This is a genomic window from Lysinibacillus sp. 1 U-2021 (genome assembly GCF_029916965.1).
In the GTDB taxonomy this organism is placed as follows: Bacteria; Bacillota; Bacilli; order Bacillales_A; family Planococcaceae; genus Lysinibacillus; species Lysinibacillus capsici.
In genome coordinates, this window is the sequence record NZ_CP123966.1 from 4,051,799 (window position 1) to 4,072,500 (window position 20,702).

The 20,702-nt window shown below is 40.5% G+C and carries 19 protein-coding genes, 2 rRNA genes and 1 riboswitch (1 of these 22 cut by a window edge); of the genes, 1 reads left to right on the forward strand and 20 read right to left on the reverse strand.

The window, feature by feature from the left end:
- Positions 1-15: 15 nt before the first annotated feature.
- The 4 genes from pcrB to QH639_RS21470 all read right to left on the reverse strand — a co-directional run bounded on the left by pcrB (position 16) and on the right by QH639_RS21470 (position 3,999).
- On the reverse strand, positions 16-705 hold the full coding sequence (gene pcrB, locus QH639_RS21455; RefSeq protein WP_131522000.1) for a heptaprenylglyceryl phosphate synthase: 690 nt from the start codon (positions 703-705) through the stop codon (positions 16-18).
- A 111-nt stretch (positions 706-816) separates the two neighbouring features.
- Positions 817-1,137: a YerC/YecD family TrpR-related protein gene (locus QH639_RS21460; protein ID WP_004225717.1), complete on the reverse strand. Its 321-nt coding sequence runs from the start codon at positions 1,135-1,137 to the stop codon at positions 817-819.
- 15 nt (positions 1,138-1,152) lie between these two features.
- Entirely contained in the window at positions 1,153-2,208 is a 1,056-nt protein-coding gene (locus QH639_RS21465) for a DUF3048 domain-containing protein (RefSeq protein WP_131522001.1), read from the reverse strand.
- Positions 2,209-2,277: 69 nt separating this feature from the next.
- Entirely contained in the window at positions 2,278-3,999 is a 1,722-nt protein-coding gene (locus QH639_RS21470) for an adenine deaminase C-terminal domain-containing protein (protein ID WP_281115233.1), read from the reverse strand.
- Positions 4,000-4,195: 196 nt separating this feature from the next.
- On the opposite strand from QH639_RS21470, the gene QH639_RS21475 reads away from it, so the two are divergent.
- Positions 4,196-4,624, forward strand: a complete 429-nt coding sequence (locus tag QH639_RS21475) for a YgaP-like transmembrane domain (RefSeq protein WP_281115234.1) — start codon at positions 4,196-4,198, stop codon at positions 4,622-4,624.
- A gap of 95 nt (positions 4,625-4,719) precedes the next feature.
- On the opposite strand, the gene purD is transcribed toward QH639_RS21475, so the two are convergent.
- The 16 genes from purD to QH639_RS21555 all read right to left on the reverse strand — a co-directional run.
- Positions 4,720-5,976, reverse strand: coding sequence for a phosphoribosylamine--glycine ligase (purD, locus tag QH639_RS21480; protein ID WP_131522004.1), 1,257 nt, complete (start codon positions 5,974-5,976; stop codon positions 4,720-4,722).
- Positions 5,977-6,057: 81 nt separating this feature from the next.
- Positions 6,058-7,584 carry a bifunctional phosphoribosylaminoimidazolecarboxamide formyltransferase/IMP cyclohydrolase gene (gene purH / locus QH639_RS21485; RefSeq protein ID WP_131522005.1) on the reverse strand — a complete coding sequence of 509 codons (1,527 nt, stop codon included), beginning with the start codon at positions 7,582-7,584 and terminating at the stop codon, positions 6,058-6,060.
- A gap of 113 nt (positions 7,585-7,697) precedes the next feature.
- Positions 7,698-8,267, reverse strand: a complete 570-nt coding sequence (gene purN, locus QH639_RS21490; RefSeq protein ID WP_004225729.1) for a phosphoribosylglycinamide formyltransferase — start codon at positions 8,265-8,267, stop codon at positions 7,698-7,700.
- Positions 8,267-9,322 carry a phosphoribosylformylglycinamidine cyclo-ligase gene (purM, locus tag QH639_RS21495; protein WP_131522006.1) on the reverse strand — a complete coding sequence of 352 codons (1,056 nt, stop codon included), beginning with the start codon at positions 9,320-9,322 and terminating at the stop codon, positions 8,267-8,269. Before purM ends, purN begins: the two co-directional genes overlap by 1 nt.
- Positions 9,323-9,406: 84 nt before the next feature.
- Entirely contained in the window at positions 9,407-10,831 is a 1,425-nt protein-coding gene (gene purF / locus QH639_RS21500) for an amidophosphoribosyltransferase (protein ID WP_004225733.1), read from the reverse strand.
- Entirely contained in the window at positions 10,807-13,041 is a 2,235-nt protein-coding gene (gene purL / locus QH639_RS21505; RefSeq protein WP_131522007.1) for a phosphoribosylformylglycinamidine synthase subunit PurL, read from the reverse strand. The genes purF and purL overlap by 25 nt, the downstream gene beginning before the upstream one ends.
- Entirely contained in the window at positions 13,028-13,711 is a 684-nt protein-coding gene (gene purQ, locus QH639_RS21510; protein WP_048394895.1) for a phosphoribosylformylglycinamidine synthase subunit PurQ, read from the reverse strand. The genes purL and purQ overlap by 14 nt, the downstream gene beginning before the upstream one ends.
- A 2-nt stretch (positions 13,712-13,713) precedes the next feature.
- Positions 13,714-13,962 (reverse strand): phosphoribosylformylglycinamidine synthase subunit PurS, encoded by a 249-nt coding sequence (purS, locus tag QH639_RS21515; RefSeq protein ID WP_004225741.1) that lies wholly within the window; start codon positions 13,960-13,962, stop codon positions 13,714-13,716.
- Between the two features lie 2 nt (positions 13,963-13,964).
- The gene (gene purC / locus QH639_RS21520) at positions 13,965-14,675 is read right to left on the reverse strand and encodes a phosphoribosylaminoimidazolesuccinocarboxamide synthase (RefSeq protein ID WP_131522008.1); all 711 of its coding nucleotides are present in this window, start codon (positions 14,673-14,675) and stop codon (positions 13,965-13,967) included.
- Positions 14,676-14,803: 128 nt separating this feature from the next.
- Entirely contained in the window at positions 14,804-16,099 is a 1,296-nt protein-coding gene (gene purB, locus QH639_RS21525; RefSeq protein ID WP_281115235.1) for an adenylosuccinate lyase, read from the reverse strand.
- Between the two features lie 13 nt (positions 16,100-16,112).
- Positions 16,113-17,237, reverse strand: a complete 1,125-nt coding sequence (gene purK / locus QH639_RS21530) for a 5-(carboxyamino)imidazole ribonucleotide synthase (RefSeq protein WP_004225748.1) — start codon at positions 17,235-17,237, stop codon at positions 16,113-16,115.
- Positions 17,234-17,722 carry a 5-(carboxyamino)imidazole ribonucleotide mutase gene (gene purE, locus QH639_RS21535; protein WP_131522010.1) on the reverse strand — a complete coding sequence of 163 codons (489 nt, stop codon included), beginning with the start codon at positions 17,720-17,722 and terminating at the stop codon, positions 17,234-17,236. Before purE ends, purK begins: the two co-directional genes overlap by 4 nt.
- A 208-nt stretch (positions 17,723-17,930) precedes the next feature.
- Positions 17,931-18,029, reverse strand: a riboswitch (purine riboswitch).
- A 93-nt stretch (positions 18,030-18,122) separates the two neighbouring features.
- Complete coding sequence (locus tag QH639_RS21540; RefSeq protein ID WP_237898749.1) at positions 18,123-18,317, reverse strand: NETI motif-containing protein; 195 nt, start codon at positions 18,315-18,317, stop codon at positions 18,123-18,125.
- 140 nt (positions 18,318-18,457) lie between these two features.
- Complete coding sequence (locus tag QH639_RS21545; protein ID WP_237898751.1) at positions 18,458-18,724, reverse strand: hypothetical protein; 267 nt, start codon at positions 18,722-18,724, stop codon at positions 18,458-18,460.
- Between the two features lie 140 nt (positions 18,725-18,864).
- A 5S ribosomal RNA gene (gene rrf / locus QH639_RS21550) occupies positions 18,865-18,980 on the reverse strand.
- Between the two features lie 69 nt (positions 18,981-19,049).
- Positions 19,050-20,702: ribosomal RNA gene (locus tag QH639_RS21555) — 23S ribosomal RNA — on the reverse strand (it continues 1,275 nt past the right edge of the window).

The following is a 20,702-nucleotide window of genomic DNA, read 5'->3' on the forward strand; positions in this document are numbered from 1 at the left end:
ACATTTGTTCTAAAATTATAACGTATTTTTAACAGCCTTAACAGTCGCAAGTGCAGCTTTTAAATCTTCGTAAATAATATTTCCAACTACTACCGTATCTGCAAACTGTGCCATTTCCTCTGCTTGCTTTGCAGATGTTATGCCACCACCATAAAAGAGCTTGGTATGCTTCAGTTCGTTTTTCACAGCACTGACTATCCCTAAATCCCCATACATTCCACTGTACTCTAAATAAAAAACAGGCAGTTTAAAGAAATTCTCTGCCATGCGTGCATAAGCTACCACATCATCCATCGTTAAATCTGTTTTCGCCCCCGTTACGTGGGCTACTTTACAATCAGGATTTAAAATACAATATCCTTCCGCTACTAATTCATCCCATACCATAATATCGCCGTATTCCTTAATAGCCTCGTGATGTAAATTTTTAATCCACTTTGGATCATCACTATTTAATACCGTTGGGATAAAATAATAGTCGTAACCTGGTGTTACCGCATCAATCGTAGAAATTTCAAGGGCTATTGGCACCTCAAAACGACGTACTCGAACAAGTAAATCTAATACCCCATCCAACGTTACATTATCTGTTCCCCCAACTAAAATAACATCTGTCCCAGACTCGCAAATTTTTTCTAGTGCTTCATCGGAAATGTCCTTCGCTGGATCTAGCTTGAACACATGTCTCCATTCTAAATAATCCATCTATGTTTACCACCTATCATTTTCTATCTATTCGTTTACAAGTATAGCTTATGATTCACGACAAAAAAATGAAAAAGACCGAGTAGAACTTCTACTCAGCCTTTTTTCTGACTATTCTTTTGGTGCTTGGAATGGTTTTTCATCAGGATACAAACGACCTAACATTTCATCATATGTATCATTCCCGTAATCGAAGCAGCGACGCACGCGCGAAATAGTTGCAGTACTTGCCCCTGTTTCCTTTTTAATGGATTCGTAGGTTTTCTTTAATCGTAATAAATGTGCAACCTCAAAGCGTTGTGCCAACGATTGAATTTCACTAATCGTACATAAATCATCAAAAAACTTATAGCATTCCTCGATGTCCTTCAACTCTAACACTGCTTTAAATAATTGATCTGTTTGATGCCCCCGAATTTTTTCGATTTGCATGCAATTTTCCTCCCTTTAAGGCTGCGTTTTCACCATTGCTTGTAACCCTGGCGAAGATGGTACGAAATGAACCCACGACTTTCCTGGTACAAGCTTTACAGGATCCCCTGTTTGCTCTACAGCCATTGGTATTCCATTAACATTAGCCCATTTGACTTCCCTCAAATAGCCATTTTGAAATACATACGCATTTCCACCAGACGTTAAATCAATTGCTTGGCGACCAATATCATCAATTGTTTGGTGATCCATTTCGAAAAATAGAACATTTGCCAATGACACTGTTTCGTCTGTTAACATATCTTTTGTGTCCACGCTAGCCGATTGTCGTTCATAGTGATTAGTTTGATGTTCATACACATACGCGTTATGGAAATCTTCATTATTTCCGTAGTAAATATCCACTTGACTTGTTTCAATACCTATTTTACCACGTTCATCAGGTTCATAAAAAGCCTGAAGTACTTTTTCACTGTAATTCATTGAAGCGCCTACCATTTCAGCACCCTTTAGAATGTTTTCTGATGTAATATAGGAATTATGTGGGGCAACGCGGTCGTTAGAACGTTTAAACAGAATACCATCATAAGCCATACCGTTGATATTGTCGACGATACGATGATCAAGCATTGTTTTCGCCTCTGGACTATAGCCATGTGCTACATAAAAGGCATCAAATCCCTTGGCCATATCGATAAAATAAGAGCGTGCACTACGAACTGGCCCAATATTTTCAGGCAGTTCACTTTGGTATACTGCTAAAAAGCGTGTCACATTACCTTCTGCAAGCATTTCATAAATGATATCCGCCGCAGCTAAGCCTGATTGTGGACGTGCCGCTGGATGATTATTAATGGTTACGATAATTGGTCGCTGTGTAATTTCTTCTTGTACAGCCTCCCCAGTAAGTGGTGCAACAAAAGCTGGTTGTTGCACAGGCTCCTCCACTACTGCTTCTTCCTCTACAATTGGTTCATCATTCTCTTTGACTTTTGGCGTATCCTTTGAACATCCCCCGATCACCAAAGCACTAAATGCAAAAGCAATCCATAATTTTCTCGATTTGAACACAAGCATATCTCTCCTTTGAACAATTACACATATTTGTAATTGTTTAAACAACTGAAACACTTTCATGAATTAGCGCATAACAGCAGGTAATAATAACTTATTCTTCATCACATCGAAAATTCCTTGTGGTGTTATACGAATATATGGTAAATGAGTAGATTGTAAAAATAATAATGTATAAATGGCATCTCCTAATTGATAGCCTCTATCTGCTAAAGCTTGTTTTAAAGACTTTTCTTTCTCCGTTAAAGTGAATACATCTCCATCATATAAAAGTCCACCAATTGTTAATGGGATATCCGCTATAACTTCTCCTTTTTCAACGAGAACAATACCACCATTCATTGCCTTCATTTCTTCGAAGGCTTTAATCATATCGTCTTTATTTTTTCCAATTAGCAATATGTCACCCGTGTTGGAATAAGAGGATGCAAAGCCTTGGACATCTGTTGCAAATCCTTTAATCATTGTATTTACATGCCAGTTGCCTTTTCGGTTAATGAGCATTAAATAGCACTCATCATGATTTGCCAATTGCCCTTCTTTCGTAATTAAAGAATTATAAGGCTTTGTAATCACATCATTAACTAATTGAATCCCAAACGGCATAGAAAACTGGAAATCCTGTGAATCTAATGAGAAATCTAAATCTAAAGCTGGGATGGCAGAATAATCAATTGTCGCCATTCTATGCACACGATCCCCATCACGCTTCAACCAGACACCCTTTGATAAGACACTTTCTGGAACAGGATGATATTCATCTTGTAAAATATTGAGTGAAGCAAATCGCCCTGTTGCGATAAAACCATGTAAATTAGACATATTGTAATAACGTGCTACATTATAGGAAGCCATTTGATAAGCATCAATAGGAGATACTCCTGCATCTAAAGCTACTTGAATGCATTTATCCATCACACCATCCTCATGGAATGAAGGTGTTGAACCGTCTGTTGTCATCATTAAATGATCAAAGATTGGAAGCTCTTTTTCTACTATTCCTTTTAGTAGATGTGGTAAATCTGGTCGTATGGAAGAATGACGTAAAGTTACAGCATAGCCCTGCATAATACGACGCTCTACCTCTTCTACTGTCATTGCCTCATGATCACCATCAGCACCAAGCAGTTTCATGCGTGCCAATGTTCTTTCTGAAGCTCCAGGGAAATGGCCTTCAATTTTTTTTCCCAGTCCCTTAGCCATTTGCATACGATAAAGCATTTGATCGTCACCATGCAACAGCTTAGGCCAGCCTGTCAACTCTCCACCAAGTAAGACATCACTTCTCTCTAACCACTCTACTATAGAAGTATTAGAGAAAACCTCTTCTTCTTGCTCCAATTCAGTTTGTGAGTCAAAGCGAGTCCACCAATAAAAAGAAAAAGGTAGCTTTTTCAAACTCTCTAAAATTGAAAACGCTTTCTTATTTTCTAAATTTAAAACAAAGCTTAAATTATCCGAAATAAAAGTTGTTGTCCCAAGCTGACCACAAAAATCTGCAAATGACTGTGGATGATAAAGCTGGAATGGGTGTACATGTGGCTCAATATAGCCAGGTACAATTGTTTTTCCTGTACAATCCACCACTTCTGTTCCTTCTAATAAAGGAGGCATTCTGTCACCAGCATAGACAATGCGATCTCCCAAAATCCAAATGTTCCCTACTATGAATTGTTTTAACATACTATGCAAATAACGTGCATTCTTCAGCACGATATCTGGTGCCTTTTTCCCATCAATTACTGCTAATTGTTGACGTATTTTTGTTATTTTCCATACTGGATCCATGCTATTCGCTCCTTCCTAAATTACGTAATTTTTCATTGTGTAAATCCAACTTGAAATCACATACTACTACTGCATAATCGCATATTTTCATAAAAATTATGCTTTATGCAATCATCTTGTTTCAATCGTAACACAGCACTTTCATAAAACAAAGTGCACCTCGCTTATTTTTTCCACAATGACTAAAGGAGGAAGTATGATGATGCAGCAAGCAAATTTAAGCGAAAAGAATGCATTTTGTCGTTTTGCCATGGGGACGAGTTTGACCGCATTTGGTATCGCTAAAGTTTCTAGAAATCCTAATTGTACAAAAGGTCGATTAATGATTGCATTAGGTGCCATGAAAATGGCAGAGGGACTTTTTAAATATTGTCCAACGAAAGCAGTTTTAAGCTCCAATATGCAGAATGCCATGAACACCTCTATGCAAAGTATGTTCAGCGGGCAAAATTCTATGTCTACTGAACAAATCGATAAGCTCATGAAGGATTTTTCCTCTGCTATAGCTGGTAATTCTTCAGGTTCACAAGCTACTGCTTCAAAACAATCTGATACCAGCACTTCAACTCAAAATTCCTCAAATAGTAGCGATTCTTCAACGAATAAAGCTCAAAATCCTTCTTAGTCAAAGGAGCCGTCCCAATCTATTATTGAGACGGCTCTTACCTCTTACGTTTTGAAACAACAAGAGGTTTCAAAAATATTTAGTGAAAATAATAATTACTTAAATGTACGCCAGCCAATATCTTTACGGAAGAAAAAGTGATCCCATGTTTCCGTTGCAATACCTTCATAAACCTTTTCCTGTGCTTCTTGTAAAGTAGCTGCTTTTGCACCAACTAACAGTACACGTCCTCCGTTACCAACGAATTGACCGTCTACTAATTTTGTACCTGCATGGAAAACTGCATGTGATGTCGAAAGTGCCTCTAAATTCGGTAATACCTTACCTTTTTCAACGTCTCCTGGGTAACCCTCTGCTGCAATGACTACACCAAGCATTGCTTCTTCTGACCATTGTAAATCAAATGGCTGTTCATCCATTAACGCCATCATAAATGCACCAAAATCTGAAACCATACGTGGCAATACAACTTGCGTTTCAGGATCACCAAAACGAGCATTAAACTCTATGACCTGAGGACCTTTCTTCGTTAAAATTAACCCTGCGTATAAAATACCTGTAAAGGAAGCACCATCTGCCTCCATCCCTTTAACAGTTGGTTCTACAATAGTTTGAAATGCAATATCTACTACCTCTTGTGGGATTTGTGGTACTGGTGAATAAGCACCCATACCTCCTGTGTTTGGTCCTTTATCACCGTCATAAGCTCGTTTATGATCTTGTGCAATAACCATCGGATAAATTTGTCCTTTGTGTACAAAAGACATAAAGGAGAATTCTTCACCGTCTAAAAATTCCTCAACGACAACACGTGAAGAGGATTCACCAAAACGTTGGTTTCCAATCATATCCACTACAGCTTCAATCGCTTCTTCCTCTGTCATTGCCACAACGACTCCCTTACCAGCCGCTAAACCATCAGCCTTAATGACAATAGGCGCTCCTTGTTCTTTAATATAGGCTATTGCTTTTTCTGCTTCAGTAAATGTTTCATGTGCTGCTGTAGGAATATTGTATTTATTCATAATTTCTTTCGCATAGGATTTACTGCTTTCTATTTGAGCAGCAACTTTTGTAGGACCAAAAATACGTAAACCTCTAGCTGTAAAGAAATCGACAATGCCTTCAGCAAGCGGCTGTTCTGGGCCAACAAATGTTAATGCAATATCATTTTCCTTGGCAAATTGAGCGAGACCTGCGAAATCCATTGTATCAATAGCAACAACTTCTACTTCGCCTCGCATCCCATCATTTCCTGGCGCGACGAATACGTTTTTCACTGATGGAGAGATGCTAAATTGTTTAGCGATTGCATGCTCACGGCCACCGCTTCCGATTACTAATACATTCATTTTAGAGAATCCTCCTCTTTGTAAGTAAGACCGAGATGAACCAACATCTCGGTCTGTTTTGATTTCTATACAATTCAACAATTAATGTTTAAAATGACGTACACCTGTGAATACCATCGCAATGCCGTATTCATTTGCTTTATCAATGGAATCTTGATCTTTAATGGAACCACCTGGTTGAATAATTGCTGTAATCCCTGCAGCTGCCGCCGCCTCCACAGTATCGCTCATTGGGAAAAATGCGTCTGATGCTAATGCGGCACCTTTTGCTTTTTCTCCAGCTTGTTCAAAGGCAATTTTAGCTGCACCTACACGATTCATTTGACCTGCGCCAACCCCAAGTGTCATTTGGGAATCTGTTACAACAATCGCATTGGATTTCACATGTTTGACAACAGACCAACCAAGTTGCAATGCTTCCCATTCTTGCTCTGTTGGTTCACGATCTGTCATCACTTTAATATCCGCATTGCCGAAGCCATAACGATCTGGCTCCTGCACAAGAAGGCCACCCTCAACTGATACTACATTGAATGAATCTTGTTTCGCTTGCTCGAAAGGAATTGTTAGTAAGCGGATATTTTTCTTTTTCGTTAAAATATCTAATGCTTCTTGTGAGAAAGCAGGTGCAATAATAATTTCTAGGAAAATATGACTTAGCTTCTCAGCAGTTGCTGCATCTACTTCCATATTTAATGCGATAATACCGCCAAAAATAGATGTTGGATCGGCCTCATATGCTTTATCGAATGCTGCCTCTAACGTGACACCAGTGCCAACACCACATGGATTCATATGTTTCACCGCTACAGCAGCTGGCATTTCAAATTCTTTTACAATTTGCAATGCTGCATTACCATCTTGAATATTATTGTAGGATAACTCTTTACCATGTAATTGTGTAGCATAAGCTAATGAAAAGTCAGAGCCAAGACGCTTTTGGTAGAAGGCCGCTTTTTGGTGAGGGTTTTCGCCATAGCGTAAATTTTGCTTTAATTCATATGTCATCGTTAAGCTCTCTGGGAACTCTTCTTCAGTCAGGTAGTTCGAAATATAAGAATCATAAGCGGCTGTGTGACGGAAAACTTTCGCAGCTAGTTTACGACGTGTTTCAATTGTTGTGGCACCGTCTGCTTTAAGTTCCTCTAATACTGTTGCATAGTCATTGCTGTCCACGATTACTGTTACATATTGATGGTTTTTTGCAGCAGAACGTAACATTGTTGGACCACCGATATCAATGTTTTCAATTGCATCATCCCAAGTTACATTAGGCTTTGAAATTGTTTCAACAAACGGATAGAGATTCACACAAACAATTTCAATTGGTTCAATTCCATGCTCATTCATCTGTGCTTGATGAGAGACATCATCAAACTTTCCTAATAGACCACCGTGAATCATTGGATTTAAAGTTTTTACACGACCATCTAAAATTTCAGGAAACTTCGTTACTTCATCTACTGCTGTTACAGCTACCGCATTATCCTGTAACATTTTTTTTGTACCGCCAGTTGATAAAATTTCATAACCTAATGCTACTAATTCCTTTGCAAATTCTAAAATACCATCTTTATTGGAAACACTGATTAATGCACGTTTTGTCACAACAATATCCTCCTAATTTTTATCGTGCTGTCCACGAACTGACTTGCTTCAATAGATTAATAGAGTTAGGTCTTACTTGTTGAGTAGGATTCTCGACCTAACTCCTTCTTCAGTTATTGTAATAATTGCTGTAATGCCTTTGTATATAATAAATGCTCTTGTTTATGAATTTCAGCTTCTGTTGCCTCGCGATTTCCTTCAATGACAGGTACCGCTGCCTGAGCGATAATTGGTCCAGTATCCATTCCTTCATCAACAAAATGCACTGTGACACCTGTTATTTTCACACCATGATTAATGGCTTGTCCAATAGCGTCCTTTCCAGGAAAGGCAGGCAATAGGGACGGGTGAATATTAACAATTCGCTGTGGAAAGGCTGCTAATAATACGTCACTGATTAAACGCATATACCCAGCAAGCACAATCCATTTCACATCGCACTCATGTAAAGCTTCGATAATTGCTGTCTCATAAGCTGACTTTGAGACAAACTCTTTTGGATTCAATGCTAACACTGGAATCCCAAAGTTTTCAGCACGCGTTACTACAAATGCTCCAGGCTTATCTGTGACCACTAGTGCAACCTTTGCATGGAGTTCACCACGTTCAATGGCCTCTTGAATGGCTTGAAAATTGCTACCGCTACCTGACGCGAACACGGCTATTTTTGTTGGTGCAGTCATTACGCTAAACTCCCATCATGTGAGCCATTAAATACTACTCCGTCACCTTTAATAACACGTCCGATTGTATAAGCCTTTTCACCATTTGCTTCAACTGCAGCGATTACTTTATCAGCTTCAGTTTCTGGCACAGCTATTACAAAGCCAATACCCATGTTAAACACATTATATAAATCCTTATCTTCTAGCTGACCCTTATCTTTTAGGAATTCAAAGATACGTAATACAGGCCAAGAACCTAAGTCGATTTCCGTTGCTAGTCCCTCTGGCATCATGCGTGGTAGATTTTCATAGAAACCGCCACCTGTAACATGTGCACAGCCATGTACATCTGCTGCCTTTAAAGCTGCTAGCACAGGTTTAGCATATAGCTTTGTTGGCACTAGAAGCGCCTCACCGATTGGGCCTAGATCTTCATAGCCTTCTACAATAGCATCCACAGCATATTGATGATCTGCAAAGACAATTTTACGCACTAAAGAATAACCGTTTGAATGTACACCACTTGATGCAATTCCAATAAGTACATCGCCTTCTACGATTTCTTCACCTGTCACGATAGCAGACTTTTCACAAGCGCCTACTGCAAAGCCAGCTAGATCATATTCATCTTCTTCATAAAGACCAGGCATTTCCGCAGTTTCTCCACCTATTAGAGCCGCACCTGATTGCACACAGCCATCTGCAACACCTTTGACAATTTGTTCGATTTTTGCAGGCTCTGCTTTCCCAAGAGCTACGTAATCTAAAAAGTACAGCGGTTCTGCTCCTTGAGCAACAATATCATTTACACACATTGCTACACAGTCCACACCGATTGTATCGTGCTTGTCTACCATGAAGGCTAGCTTTAGCTTTGTTCCAACACCATCTGTCCCCGAAATAAGAACAGGTTCTTTAAGATTCAGTTCTGACAAGTCAAACATGCCACCAAAACCACCAAATGTCCCCATTACACCTAGACGGTTCGTACGTTCAACATGAGACTTCATTCGTTTTACGGCTTCATAGCCCGCTTCAATATTTACACCTGCTTGTTCATATGCCTTTGACACGCAGAGTTCCTCCTTATCATCCAAGTCGCCTAAGTTTCCTAGATAGAAATGACTGTAAGACACTAATTTGTTGCGATGTTGTTCTTAACGTAATAATTCTTTTTCATGTGGCAAAATCGTATCCGGGAAAATCTCTGTTGGATATTTGCCTGTAAAGCATGCAAGACAAAGTCCTCGGTTTTCATCTTCGTATGGTCGTGCAATTGTTTCTACCATCCCCTCAACAGAAAGGAATGTCAGAGAATCTGCACCAATTGCTTCACGAATTTCATCTACATTATGACTAGAAGCAATTAGTTCTTCATGCGTTGATGTATCAATGCCATAATAACAAGGGTTTGTCATCGGCGGTGATGAAATCACAACATGAACTTCCGCTGCGCCAGCATCTTTTAGCATTTTGACAATGCGACGAGATGTTGTACCACGAACGATAGAATCATCAACCATTACTACTTTTTTTCCTTTTACGACTTGAACAACAGGTGAAAGTTTCATTTTCACACCACGTTCACGTAGCTCCTGTGTCGGCTGAATAAACGTACGACCAACATAACGGTTTTTAATAAGACCTAATTCATAAGGGATTCCACTTTCTTCTGCAAAACCAATCGCTGCGGAAATACTTGAATCAGGAACACCTGTTACAACATCTGCTTCAATATGCGCACACTCACGAGCAAGCTGTTTACCCATACGTTTTCGTGCCATATGAACGTTAATACCATCAATATCCGAATCAGGACGTGCTAAATAAACATATTCCATCGCACACATCGAACGTTTATCCATATCAGCAAAACGATCTGATTTTACGCCCTCATCATTAATAATGATTAATTCACCTGGTTCTACCGAACGAACAAATTCTGCACCAATTAAATCGAATGCACAAGTTTCAGAAGCTACCACCCAGCCATCTCCTAGCTTTCCAAGAGATAGTGGACGTAAACCATGTGGATCACGTGCAACAAGCATTTCATCCTTTGTCATAATTAAGAAAGAATAGGCACCCTTTAAAAGAGAGAGGGCATTTTTCACCTTCGCACGGAATGGTGAATGCGAACTTTTCTTAATAAGATGCGCCAACACTTCTGTATCAGAGCTAGAGTGGAAAATGCTACCTTGTCGCTCTAGATATTGCTTTAAATGTGTCGCATTGACTAAGTTACCGTTATGGGCAATTGAAAGGCTACCAGTTGAGGAGTGGAATAATAATGGCTGTACATTTTCGATACCGCCACCACCAGCAGTCGTATAACGAACATGCGCAATAGCTGCTTTGCCGTTCACTGCTTTTAATTTATCTTCGTTGAAAACATCATTAACTAGTCCTTCGCCTTTCACCGCGCGAAGATGCTGTCCGTCTGAAACGACAATTCCAGCGCCTTCTTGTCCACGGTGTTGAAGAGCATGAAGCCCGTAATAGCTAAGGTGTGCTGGATTTGGGTTACCCCAAATACCAAACACCCCACATTCTTCGTTTAAGCCTCTGAGTTCAGCAAGCATGGGATTGCTCCTTTCCAATTAGAACGGAATTCCTCCACTGTACCTTCTACAAGCACACCTTTGTCCCCGTTGATTTTCACAAGTGCATCGTTTGTTACGACACCAATTTTTTGAGCATCTTTCATGATTTCTACAAATGCTGCAGCATTTTCTTCTTTAACTGTGACAACAAAACGAGATTGACTCTCACTGAATAGCGCAGTTGTTGCAGAGCCTGTTAATGTTACATCCACACCAAGACCGTTAGCGCCAAATGTTGTTTCAGCAATCGCCACAGCTAGACCTCCCTCTGCTACATCATGCGCAGATTGAACAAGGCCTGCTTTAATCGCCTTTAATAAAGCTTGCTGACGTGTCGCTTCAACCTCTAAATCAATAGCTGGCGCTTTCCCTGAAATAACACCATTATTTAAAAGTTTTTGAAGCTCTGAACCACCAAATTCTGTTTTTGTCTCACCAATAACAAAGACAAGATCTCCTGCTGCCTTTACATCCTGTGTCGTTACATGTGCTAAGTCTTCAATAAGACCAACCATACCAATTGTTGGCGTTGGATACACCGCTTCGCCTGAACGCTCATTATAAAGAGAAACGTTACCTCCGATTACTGGAGCATTTAATGCCGTACAAGCTGCCGAAATACCATCTGCAGATTTTTCAATTTGCCAGAAGATTTCTGGTTTCTCTGGATTACCAAAGTTTAAGCAGTCTGTAATTGCAAGTGGCGTACCTCCAGTTGCAACAATATTACGAGCTGCTTCAGCTACTGCAATAGCACCGCCCACTTCTGGGTCTAGATAAATGTAGCGAGAGTTACAGTCCGTTGTCATTGCTAAGCCTTTATTTGTACCACGTACACGAATAACAGCCGCATCAGAGCCTGGTTTAACAACAGTTGAAGTACGAACCTGATAATCGTACTGATCGTATACCCATTCTTTCGAAGCAATTGTCGGTGCTTTTAATAGAGCAATTAGTGTTTCTTTGTAATCAGTCACAGCAGGTTCAGTGTTTTCGATTGCTTGGAACTGAGCATAGTATGCAGGTTCTGCAGATGGTTTATGATAAACAGGTGCATCTTCTGCTAATGCATCAGCAGGTACCTCTGCCACCACTTGTCCATTGTGTAAAAGACGAAGCATTTTATCGTCCGTTACACGACCAATTGCTACAGCATCTAAATCATATTTATCGAAAATCGCTTTAATTTCATCTTCGCGACCTTTTTTCACAACTAAAAGCATACGTTCTTGAGACTCAGACAACATCATTTCATACGCTGACATTCCTGTTTCACGCTGAGGCACTAAATCTAAGTTCATTTCTACACCAGAACCAGCCTTTGAAGCCATTTCTGCTGAAGAAGAAGTAAGACCAGCTGCACCCATATCTTGAATACCAACTAGAGCATCCGATTTTACAACCTCTAAACAAGCTTCAAGTAAAAGCTTCTCCATAAATGGATCTCCAACTTGTACCGCTGGACGTTGGTTTTCTGATTCCTCAGTTAATTCCTCAGAGGCGAATGTTGCACCATGAATACCATCACGGCCTGTTTTCGCTCCAACATACATCACTGTATTACCTACACCAGCAGCAATACCTCGTTGAATATCTTTATGATCAATTAAACCGACACACATAGCATTCACTAGGGGATTACCTTCATAGCAAGGATCAAATTGAATTTCGCCACCTACTGTTGGGATTCCGATACAGTTACCATATCCTGCGATTCCCGCTACTACTTCTTCAAATAGATATTTACCACGCGCTGACTTTAATTCACCAAAGCGTAATGAGTTTAACATTGCAATTGGACGTGCACCCATTGAGAAAACGTCACGGATGATACCACCCACACCCGTTGCAGCTCCTTGATAAGGTTCTATTGCAGATGGATGGTTATGTGATTCCATTTTAAACACTACTGCTTGTTCGTCACCAATATCAACAATACCTGCACCTTCACCTGGTCCTTGTAGTACCTGTGGCCCTTTAGTAGGGAATTTACGTAGTACTGGCTTTGAATTTTTGTACGAGCAGTGTTCAGACCACATTACTGAGAAAAGACCTGTCTCTGTCCAATTAGGTAGACGTCCTAAAATACCTTCTACCATTGCAAATTCTTCGTCTGACATCCCCATTCCAGCGTATAGCTTCTCATCTTTAATCTGCTGTGCTGTTGGCTCAAACTTAGTTGTTGACATGATTTTCCCTCCACTGCTTCACGATTGATTTAAATACTGCTAGACCGTCTGCGCCGCCCACCAGTGCATCAACAGCTCGCTCTGGGTGTGGCATCATCCCTAATACATTGCCGCGCTCGTTTATAATCCCTGCGATATCTTCTAAAGAACCGTTTGGATTGTCACCTGAGTATGTGAATACGATTTGATTATTATCTTTTAGTGATTGTAAAGTTTCCTCGTCACAGTAGTAGTTACCTTCACCATGTGCGATTGGAATATTGATGATTTGACCTTGCTCATATTGATTTGTGAATAATGTATTGTTGTTTTCAACTTTAAGCTGCACTGTACGGCACATAAATTTTAAGTTTTTATTGCGCAATAAAGCTCCTGGCAATAAACCTGCTTCCGTTAGGATTTGGAAGCCATTACATACACCTAATACAGGTTTACCAGCATCTGCTGCCTTCTTAACTTCTGTCATAATGTTAGATTGATTAGCCATTGCACCACAACGAAGATAATCCCCATAGGAGAATCCTCCAGGTACTAATACACCATCAAAACCACTTAGATCTGTTGCTGTATGCCATACATATTCTACTTCTTCACCTAGCTCGTCTTTAATCGCATGATACATATCGATGTCACAGTTTGACCCAGGGAATACGAGTACTGCGAATTTCATGATTAAATAGCCTCCTCGACTTCGTAACGGTAGTCTTCAATTACAACGTTCGTTAAAACCTTTTCACACATTTCTTTTACTAGAGTATCAATGTCACGTTCTGAATCTTTAATTGATAGTTCAAGATATTTACCGATACGTAAATCTTCTACTTCACCGTAGCCCATCTTAGCTAAAGAACCTTGTACTGCAGAGCCTTGAGGATCAAGAATACTCTCACGTAATGTTACATAGATTTTTACTTTTTTCATTGTTATTTGCCTCCGAGTCTAGAAAGTATAATAGTATAAACTTCAGTTAAATTACCAAGGTCACGACGAAAAACATCTTTGTCTAACTTTTGCTTCGTTGTTGCATCCCAAAGTCGGCATGTATCTGGTGAAATTTCATCTGCCAATAATACATGACCATCCATATCACGGCCAAACTCTAATTTAAAATCAATCAATGTCACATTGACATCTGCAAAGATCGGCTGTAGCACTTTGTTAACGGCTAATGCACCATCATAAATAGCTGTCACTTCAGTTGGTGTGGCAAGTTCAAGAACATCAATATGTTCTGTCGTAATAAGTGGGTCGCCTAAATCATCGTCTTTATAATAAAATTCAACGATTGGTCGTTTTAAAGGTGTCCCCTCTTCAAGACCTAGGCGCTTTGCTAAACTTCCAGCAGCAATATTACGAACAACTACCTCAATCGGAATAATTTCTACTTTTTTTACAAGTTGTTGTGTATCGGATAATTGTTTTACGAAATGTGACGCAATTCCGTTAGCTTGTAATTTTTCGAAAATTAATGAAGTAATGCGATTATTTAAAATGCCCTTACCTTCAATTTCCTCTTTCTTTTCACCATTGAATGCTGTTGCACTATCCTTGTACTCAACAAGTAGCACATTTGGCTCCTCTGTTGTGAACAATTTTTTTGCTTTACCTTCATACAAAAGTTGACCTTTAGTCATTTCGTTTTCCCCCTGATATTATGAGATACGCTTGTAATAATATTCAGAATTGAACCGTATCTCTACGATTCAACTCTGAAACTTTTACGGGTGGCTCTAACATTTATTATTAGATGGCTAAATAAATATTAGTTAAGTCCTAGTCGTTCAAAAATCATATCAACATGCTGTAAGTGGTAGTTGTAATCAAAACAATCATCCAACTCTTCTTTTGTTAAATAAGATGTGATTTTTTCACTTCCATCGACTAATGTACGGAACTGAACTTGCTCGTCCCAAGCCTGCATTGCTAAAGGTTGTACTGTATCATAAGCTTCTTCTCGTACTAATCCTTTATCAATCAATGCTAGTAAGATGCGTTGAGAATAAATAAGACCAAATGTACGATCCATATTACGTTTCATGTTCTCAGGGAATACTGTTAAGTTTTTCACAATATTACCGAAGCGATTTAGCATATAGTTAAGAGTAATTGTTGCATCCGGTAAAATAACACGCTCTGCAGATGAATGTGAAATATCACGCTCATGCCATAAAGCTACATTTTCATAAGCAGTCACCATATAACCTCGCATTAAACGGGACATACCAACCATGTTTTCAGAACCGATTGGATTACGCTTATGTGGCATTGCGGACGAACCTTTTTGACCTTTTGCAAAAGCTTCCTCCACTTCGCGTGTTTCAGATTTCTGTAGTCCACGAATTTCTGTTGCGAATTTTTCAATTGAAGTAGCGATTAAAGCTAATGCACCTAAATACTGAGCATGGCGGTCGCGCTGTAAAGTTTGTGTTGAAATCGGTGATGCTGCAAGGCCTAATTTATCGCAAACATATTGCTCAACACGAGGATCAATATTGGCATATGTTCCAACAGCCCCAGACAATTTTCCTGTTTCAATTACTTTCGCAGCTGCTTCAAAACGTTCAAGGTTACGCTTCATTTCCTCGTACCATAAACCAAGTTTCAAACCGAAAGTTGTTGGTTCAGCATGAACACCATGTGTGCGTCCCATCATAACTGTATGTTTATGTTCTTTTGCCTTAGCAGCAATAATATCAATGAAATTTACGATATCTTTTCGTAAAATATCATTTGCTTGTTTGATTAAATAAGAAAGTGCTGTATCTACTACGTCAGTAGAAGTTAAACCATAATGTACCCATTTGCGCTCTTCTCCAAGTGTTTCAGAAACAGCACGAGTAAAGGCTACAACGTCATGACGAGTTTCTTGTTCAATTTCTAATATACGATTCACATCAAATGAAGCATTTTCACGAATTTTAGCAACATCCTCTTTTGGGATATCCCCTAACTCTGCCCATGCTTCACAAGCTAAAATTTCAACCTCTAGCCAAGCTTGGTATTTATTTTGTTCTGTCCAAATTGCGCCCATTTCGGGTCTTGTGTAACGTTCAATCATTGCGTATCTCCTTCTATTCTGACCAAATGCCAGAACTTTCGATTTGTTGTAGTGTAGCTTCTAAGTCTTTTGTCATAATCGTCACATGGCCCATTTTACGGTTGACCTTAGCTTCAGCTTTCCCATAAAGATGTATGGACCATTCAGGATATTTAGCAATTGAGTTACTGAGTGGCACGACATGCTGCCCTAATACATTGACCATAATGGACGGTGCCCATAGTTGTGGCTTACGTAACGGCCATCCACAAACAGCACGAATATGTTGATGGAATTGTGAAACATTACATGCTTCAATTGAATAGTGACCAGAATTATGAGGTCTTGGTGCTAATTCATTGATAACAATACTACCATCTTCTAATACAAACATTTCTACTGCTAGCGTTCCTACTAAATGTAAATAATCTGCAATTTTCAAAGCTTCTCGTTCGGCAGCTTGAGCTGTGCTTTCAGTTATGCGAGCAGGTACTATTGTCTCGTGAAGAATATGATGAACATGAATGTTCTCTCCAACTGGCTGACAATACGATTCACCATGACCATTTCTTTGAACAATGACCGATACTTCCTTTACGAAAGGAACAAACCCTTCTGCAATACATTGTGAATGTGTGAATAATTCTTTCGCTAAAGGCAAATCTTCAGTTGATTTTAAAAGCTGCTGTCCCTTGCCATCATAACCACCTCTTGCTGTTTTGACTATACAAGGATAACCAATCGAATCAATATTGGCTACTAATTCTTCATAAGTTTTTGCAACAATATATGGTGCTACTGGGCAACCAGCTTTCACAATAGCTTCTTTCTCTGTTATACGGTTTTGTGTAATACGTACCAACTCTGCTCCTTGAGGAACATAAGCCATTTGTGATAAACGCTTTAAGCCTTCATAATCAATATTTTCAAATTCATATGTGATAATATCACTTACTTCTGCAAGTTCTTCTAAAGCAGCTTCATCATCATATGGAGCTACAATGCGAATATCTGCTACCTGCCCACAAGGTGAGTCCATTGCTGGTTCAAGAACAGCCACTTTAAAACCTGACTCTTTTGCAGCAAGTGCCATCATTCGACCAAGTTGTCCTCCGCCTATAATGCCTATCGTTTGTCCAGGATAAATAATCTTCGTCACACTAAGTCACCTGTACTTTCTAATACTTGCTGCTTTGTTGCTTCACGTCTAGCATCTAATTTATTAGCAAGCTCCACATCTGTTGTTGACAAAATCTGAGCTGCAAGTAACCCTGCATTAGTCGCTCCTGCTTTGCCAATCGCTACAGTAGCTACAGGTACGCCACCAGGCATTTGAACGATGGATAATAGTGAATCAAGTCCATTAAGTGCTCGTGATTGAACTGGTACACCAATGACAGGTAATGTTGTTTTAGCTGCCACCATTCCTGGCAAATGTGCAGCACCACCTGCACCAGCAATAATTACTTGTATTCCTCGCTCGCGAGCTGCCTCTGCATATTCAAACATTAAATCAGGTGTACGATGTGCAGATACAACTTTCTTTTCGTACGGTACTTGTAATTCATCTAAAATATCACATGCATGTTTCATTGTTTCCCAGTCACTTGAACTACCCATAATGACACCGATTTTCGGATTCATAAATTGTCGCTCCTTTTAAACGATAGAAAAATGATCAATTATTTATTGTGCTAGCCTCTATTTTAAATAGCTACTGCAATTCTTATTTACAAAGAAAATCCCCAAGTAAACTACTCTCTACCAGTACACGTGAAAGCAGTTTACTTGAGGATTATTCGGACAAGATCGTCTCCATGTACATAGCTGTACAAAGACCTTCTCACCATACGCCAAAAGTGCTTTCCCGCATAGTCCAGCATTTACGGTGCCGGGTAGAGACACTAGAGCCAATCCTCTAGCATATATGTGGGATCTATTTGTTTTTCCTTCTCACATTTTAACAAGGGATTGTCTTATCGTCAATCCAAAAATGCGAACATTTTTTATTAGGCGAAAAAAAATGTTCGGTTTTTAGTCAAAATCATTCGATATCTTGAGCAGGTATACCTTTAAACTGAATTTTTTGACGCAGATAAGCTGGCTCGCCATCTACGATATGAAAAAGCGGCTCTTCTTTTCGTCCTATGACCATAAAGCCATCTTTCCGCATTCTTGCCAAGCAATCCTCGATTGACTCGTTTTCCAGTACCTCATACCAAATTTGCTTTTTTCCCAACTTTTTCTTCCTTTCCATTGTACATATTCATTCACAACCAATTTGTAATTCATTATACCTTTTGTTGCTTACAGAAGTATGTAAGAACTTAAATAAATAGAAAAAAACTGCAGATTTCTCTCCGCAGTTTTGATGAATGCTCATAGAATATAAAATGCCTTTAAATAGATACAAAAAAATAATAACAGTAGGAACAAATGAAGGACAACAAGAACCATACGATATCCTTTGATGCCAAATAGGGCACTGGTGATGCCTAAACCACCTAAAATAAACGGCATAAACATATTTACACGATAGAGAAATGTAAAAAAGTTTCCATACCATTTGGTTGAATCATAGCCAAACATAAAGAATATAAGTAGTAGACTTGAGATCGAAATCGCAGAAAAAATGTTCTGCCTCATTTTGATTCCTCCATTATTAAATCCAGAATGTATCTAGGTGAAAGAATTTTCCTTTAAATCCACTTAAATATATTATAGCATTTTATGAATAGTTCACAAAATAAAAAAAAGTCATGGAATAGATCCATGACTTTATAATTGCCTAGCGACGTCCTACTCTCACAGGGGGAAGCCCCCAACTACCATCGGCGCTAAAGAGCTTAACTTCCGTGTTCGGTATGGGAACGGGTGTGACCTCTTTGCCATCATCACTAGACTTTGTATTTAATTGAAAGATTTGTTCTTTCAAAACTGGATAAACGGTGCATTGAATGTTTCAAACGTTTTGGTTAAGTCCTCGATCGATTAGTATTCGTCAGCTCCATGTGTCACCACACTTCCACCTCGAACCTATCTACCTCATCGTCTTTGAGGGATCTTACTTACTTGCGTAATGGGAAATCTCATCTTGAGGGGGGCTTCATGCTTAGATGCTTTCAGCACTTATCCCGTCCACACATAGCTACCCAGCGATGCCTTTGGCAAGACAACTGGTACACCAGCGGTGTGTCCATCCCGGTCCTCTCGTACTAAGGACAGCTCCTCTCAAATTTCCTACGCCCACGACGGATAGGGACCGAACTGTCTCACGACGTTCTGAACCCAGCTCGCGTACCGCTTTAATGGGCGAACAGCCCAACCCTTGGGACCGACTACAGCCCCAGGATGCGATGAGCCGACATCGAGGTGCCAAACCTCCCCGTCGATGTGGACTCTTGGGGGAGATAAGCCTGTTATCCCCGGGGTAGCTTTTATCCGTTGAGCGATGGCCCTTCCATGCGGAACCACCGGATCACTAAGCCCGTCTTTCGACCCTGCTCGACTTGTAGGTCTCGCAGTCAAGCTCCCTTGTGCCTTTACACTCTACGAATGATTTCCAACCATTCTGAGGGAACCTTTGGGCGCCTCCGTTACCTTTTAGGAGGCGACCGCCCCAGTCAAACTGTCCGCCTGACACTGTCTCCTGCCCCGCTAAGGGGCATGGGTTAGAATTTCAATACAACCAGGGTAGTATCCCACCGACGCCTCCTTCGAAGCTGGCGCTCCGAGATCTCTGGCTCCTACCTATCCTGTACAAGTTGTACCAAAATTCAATATCAGGCTACAGTAAAGCTCCACGGGGTCTTTCCGTCCTGTCGCGGGTAACCTGCATCTTCACAGGTACTATAATTTCACCGAGTCTCTCGTTGAGACAGTGCCCAGATCGTTACGCCTTTCGTGCGGGTCGGAACTTACCCGACAAGGAATTTCGCTACCTTAGGACCGTTATAGTTACGGCCGCCGTTTACTGGGGCTTCAATTCGCAGCTTCGCTTGCGCTAACCACTCCTCTTAACCTTCCAGCACCGGGCAGGCGTCAGCCCCTATACGTCACCTTACGGTTTTGCAGAGACCTGTGTTTTTGCTAAACAGTCGCCTGGGCCTATTCACTGCGGCTCTCATGCGCTTGCACGCTCAAGAGCACCCCTTCTCCCGAAGTTACGGGGTCATTTTGCCGAGTTCCTTAACGAGAGTTCTCTCGCACACCTTAGGATTCTCTCCTCGACTACCTGTGTCGGTTTGCGGTACGGGCACCTCTCACCTCGATAGAGGCTTTTCTTGGCAGTGTGAAATCAGGAACTTCGTCCATACGGACTCGCCATCACAGCTCAACGTTACAGTGTGCGGATTTGCCTACACACACGCCTTACTGCTTGGACGCGCACAACCAACGGCGCGCTTACCCTATCCTACTGCGTCCCCCCATTTCTCAAACGGTGAGGAGGTGGTACAGGAATATCAACCTGTTGTCCATCGCCTACGCCTATCGGCCTCGGCTTAGGTCCCGACTAACCCTGAGCGGACGAGCCTTCCTCAGGAAACCTTAGTCATACGGTGGACGGGATTCTCACCCGTCTTTCGCTACTCATACCGGCATTCTCACTTCTAAGCGCTCCACC

Coding starts and splice junctions, on each gene's coding strand:
- purD (WP_131522004.1), bottom strand. CDS start 5,976: ATGAATGTATTAGTAATCGGAAGCGGTGGCCGTGAGCATGCAATCGCT.
- QH639_RS21475 (WP_281115234.1), top strand. CDS start 4,196: ATGATGATGCAGCAAGCAAATTTAAGCGAAAAGAATGCATTTTGTCGT.
- purE (WP_131522010.1), bottom strand. CDS start 17,722: ATGAATCCGAAAATCGGTGTCATTATGGGTAGTTCAAGTGACTGGGAA.
- purN (WP_004225729.1), bottom strand. CDS start 8,267: ATGACTGCACCAACAAAAATAGCCGTGTTCGCGTCAGGTAGCGGTAGC.
- QH639_RS21460 (WP_004225717.1), bottom strand. CDS start 1,137: ATGCAAATCGAAAAAATTCGGGGGCATCAAACAGATCAATTATTTAAA.
- QH639_RS21470 (WP_281115233.1), bottom strand. CDS start 3,999: ATGGATCCAGTATGGAAAATAACAAAAATACGTCAACAATTAGCAGTA.
- QH639_RS21545 (WP_237898751.1), bottom strand. CDS start 18,724: ATGAGGCAGAACATTTTTTCTGCGATTTCGATCTCAAGTCTACTACTT.
- purS (WP_004225741.1), bottom strand. CDS start 13,962: ATGAAAAAAGTAAAAATCTATGTAACATTACGTGAGAGTATTCTTGAT.
- purL (WP_131522007.1), bottom strand. CDS start 13,041: ATGTCAACAACTAAGTTTGAGCCAACAGCACAGCAGATTAAAGATGAG.
- purB (WP_281115235.1), bottom strand. CDS start 16,099: ATGATTGAACGTTACACAAGACCCGAAATGGGCGCAATTTGGACAGAA.
- purQ (WP_048394895.1), bottom strand. CDS start 13,711: ATGAAATTCGCAGTACTCGTATTCCCTGGGTCAAACTGTGACATCGAT.
- pcrB (WP_131522000.1), bottom strand. CDS start 705: ATGGATTATTTAGAATGGAGACATGTGTTCAAGCTAGATCCAGCGAAG.
- purC (WP_131522008.1), bottom strand. CDS start 14,675: ATGACTAAAGGTCAACTTTTGTATGAAGGTAAAGCAAAAAAATTGTTC.
- purF (WP_004225733.1), bottom strand. CDS start 10,831: ATGCTTGCTGAACTCAGAGGCTTAAACGAAGAATGTGGGGTGTTTGGT.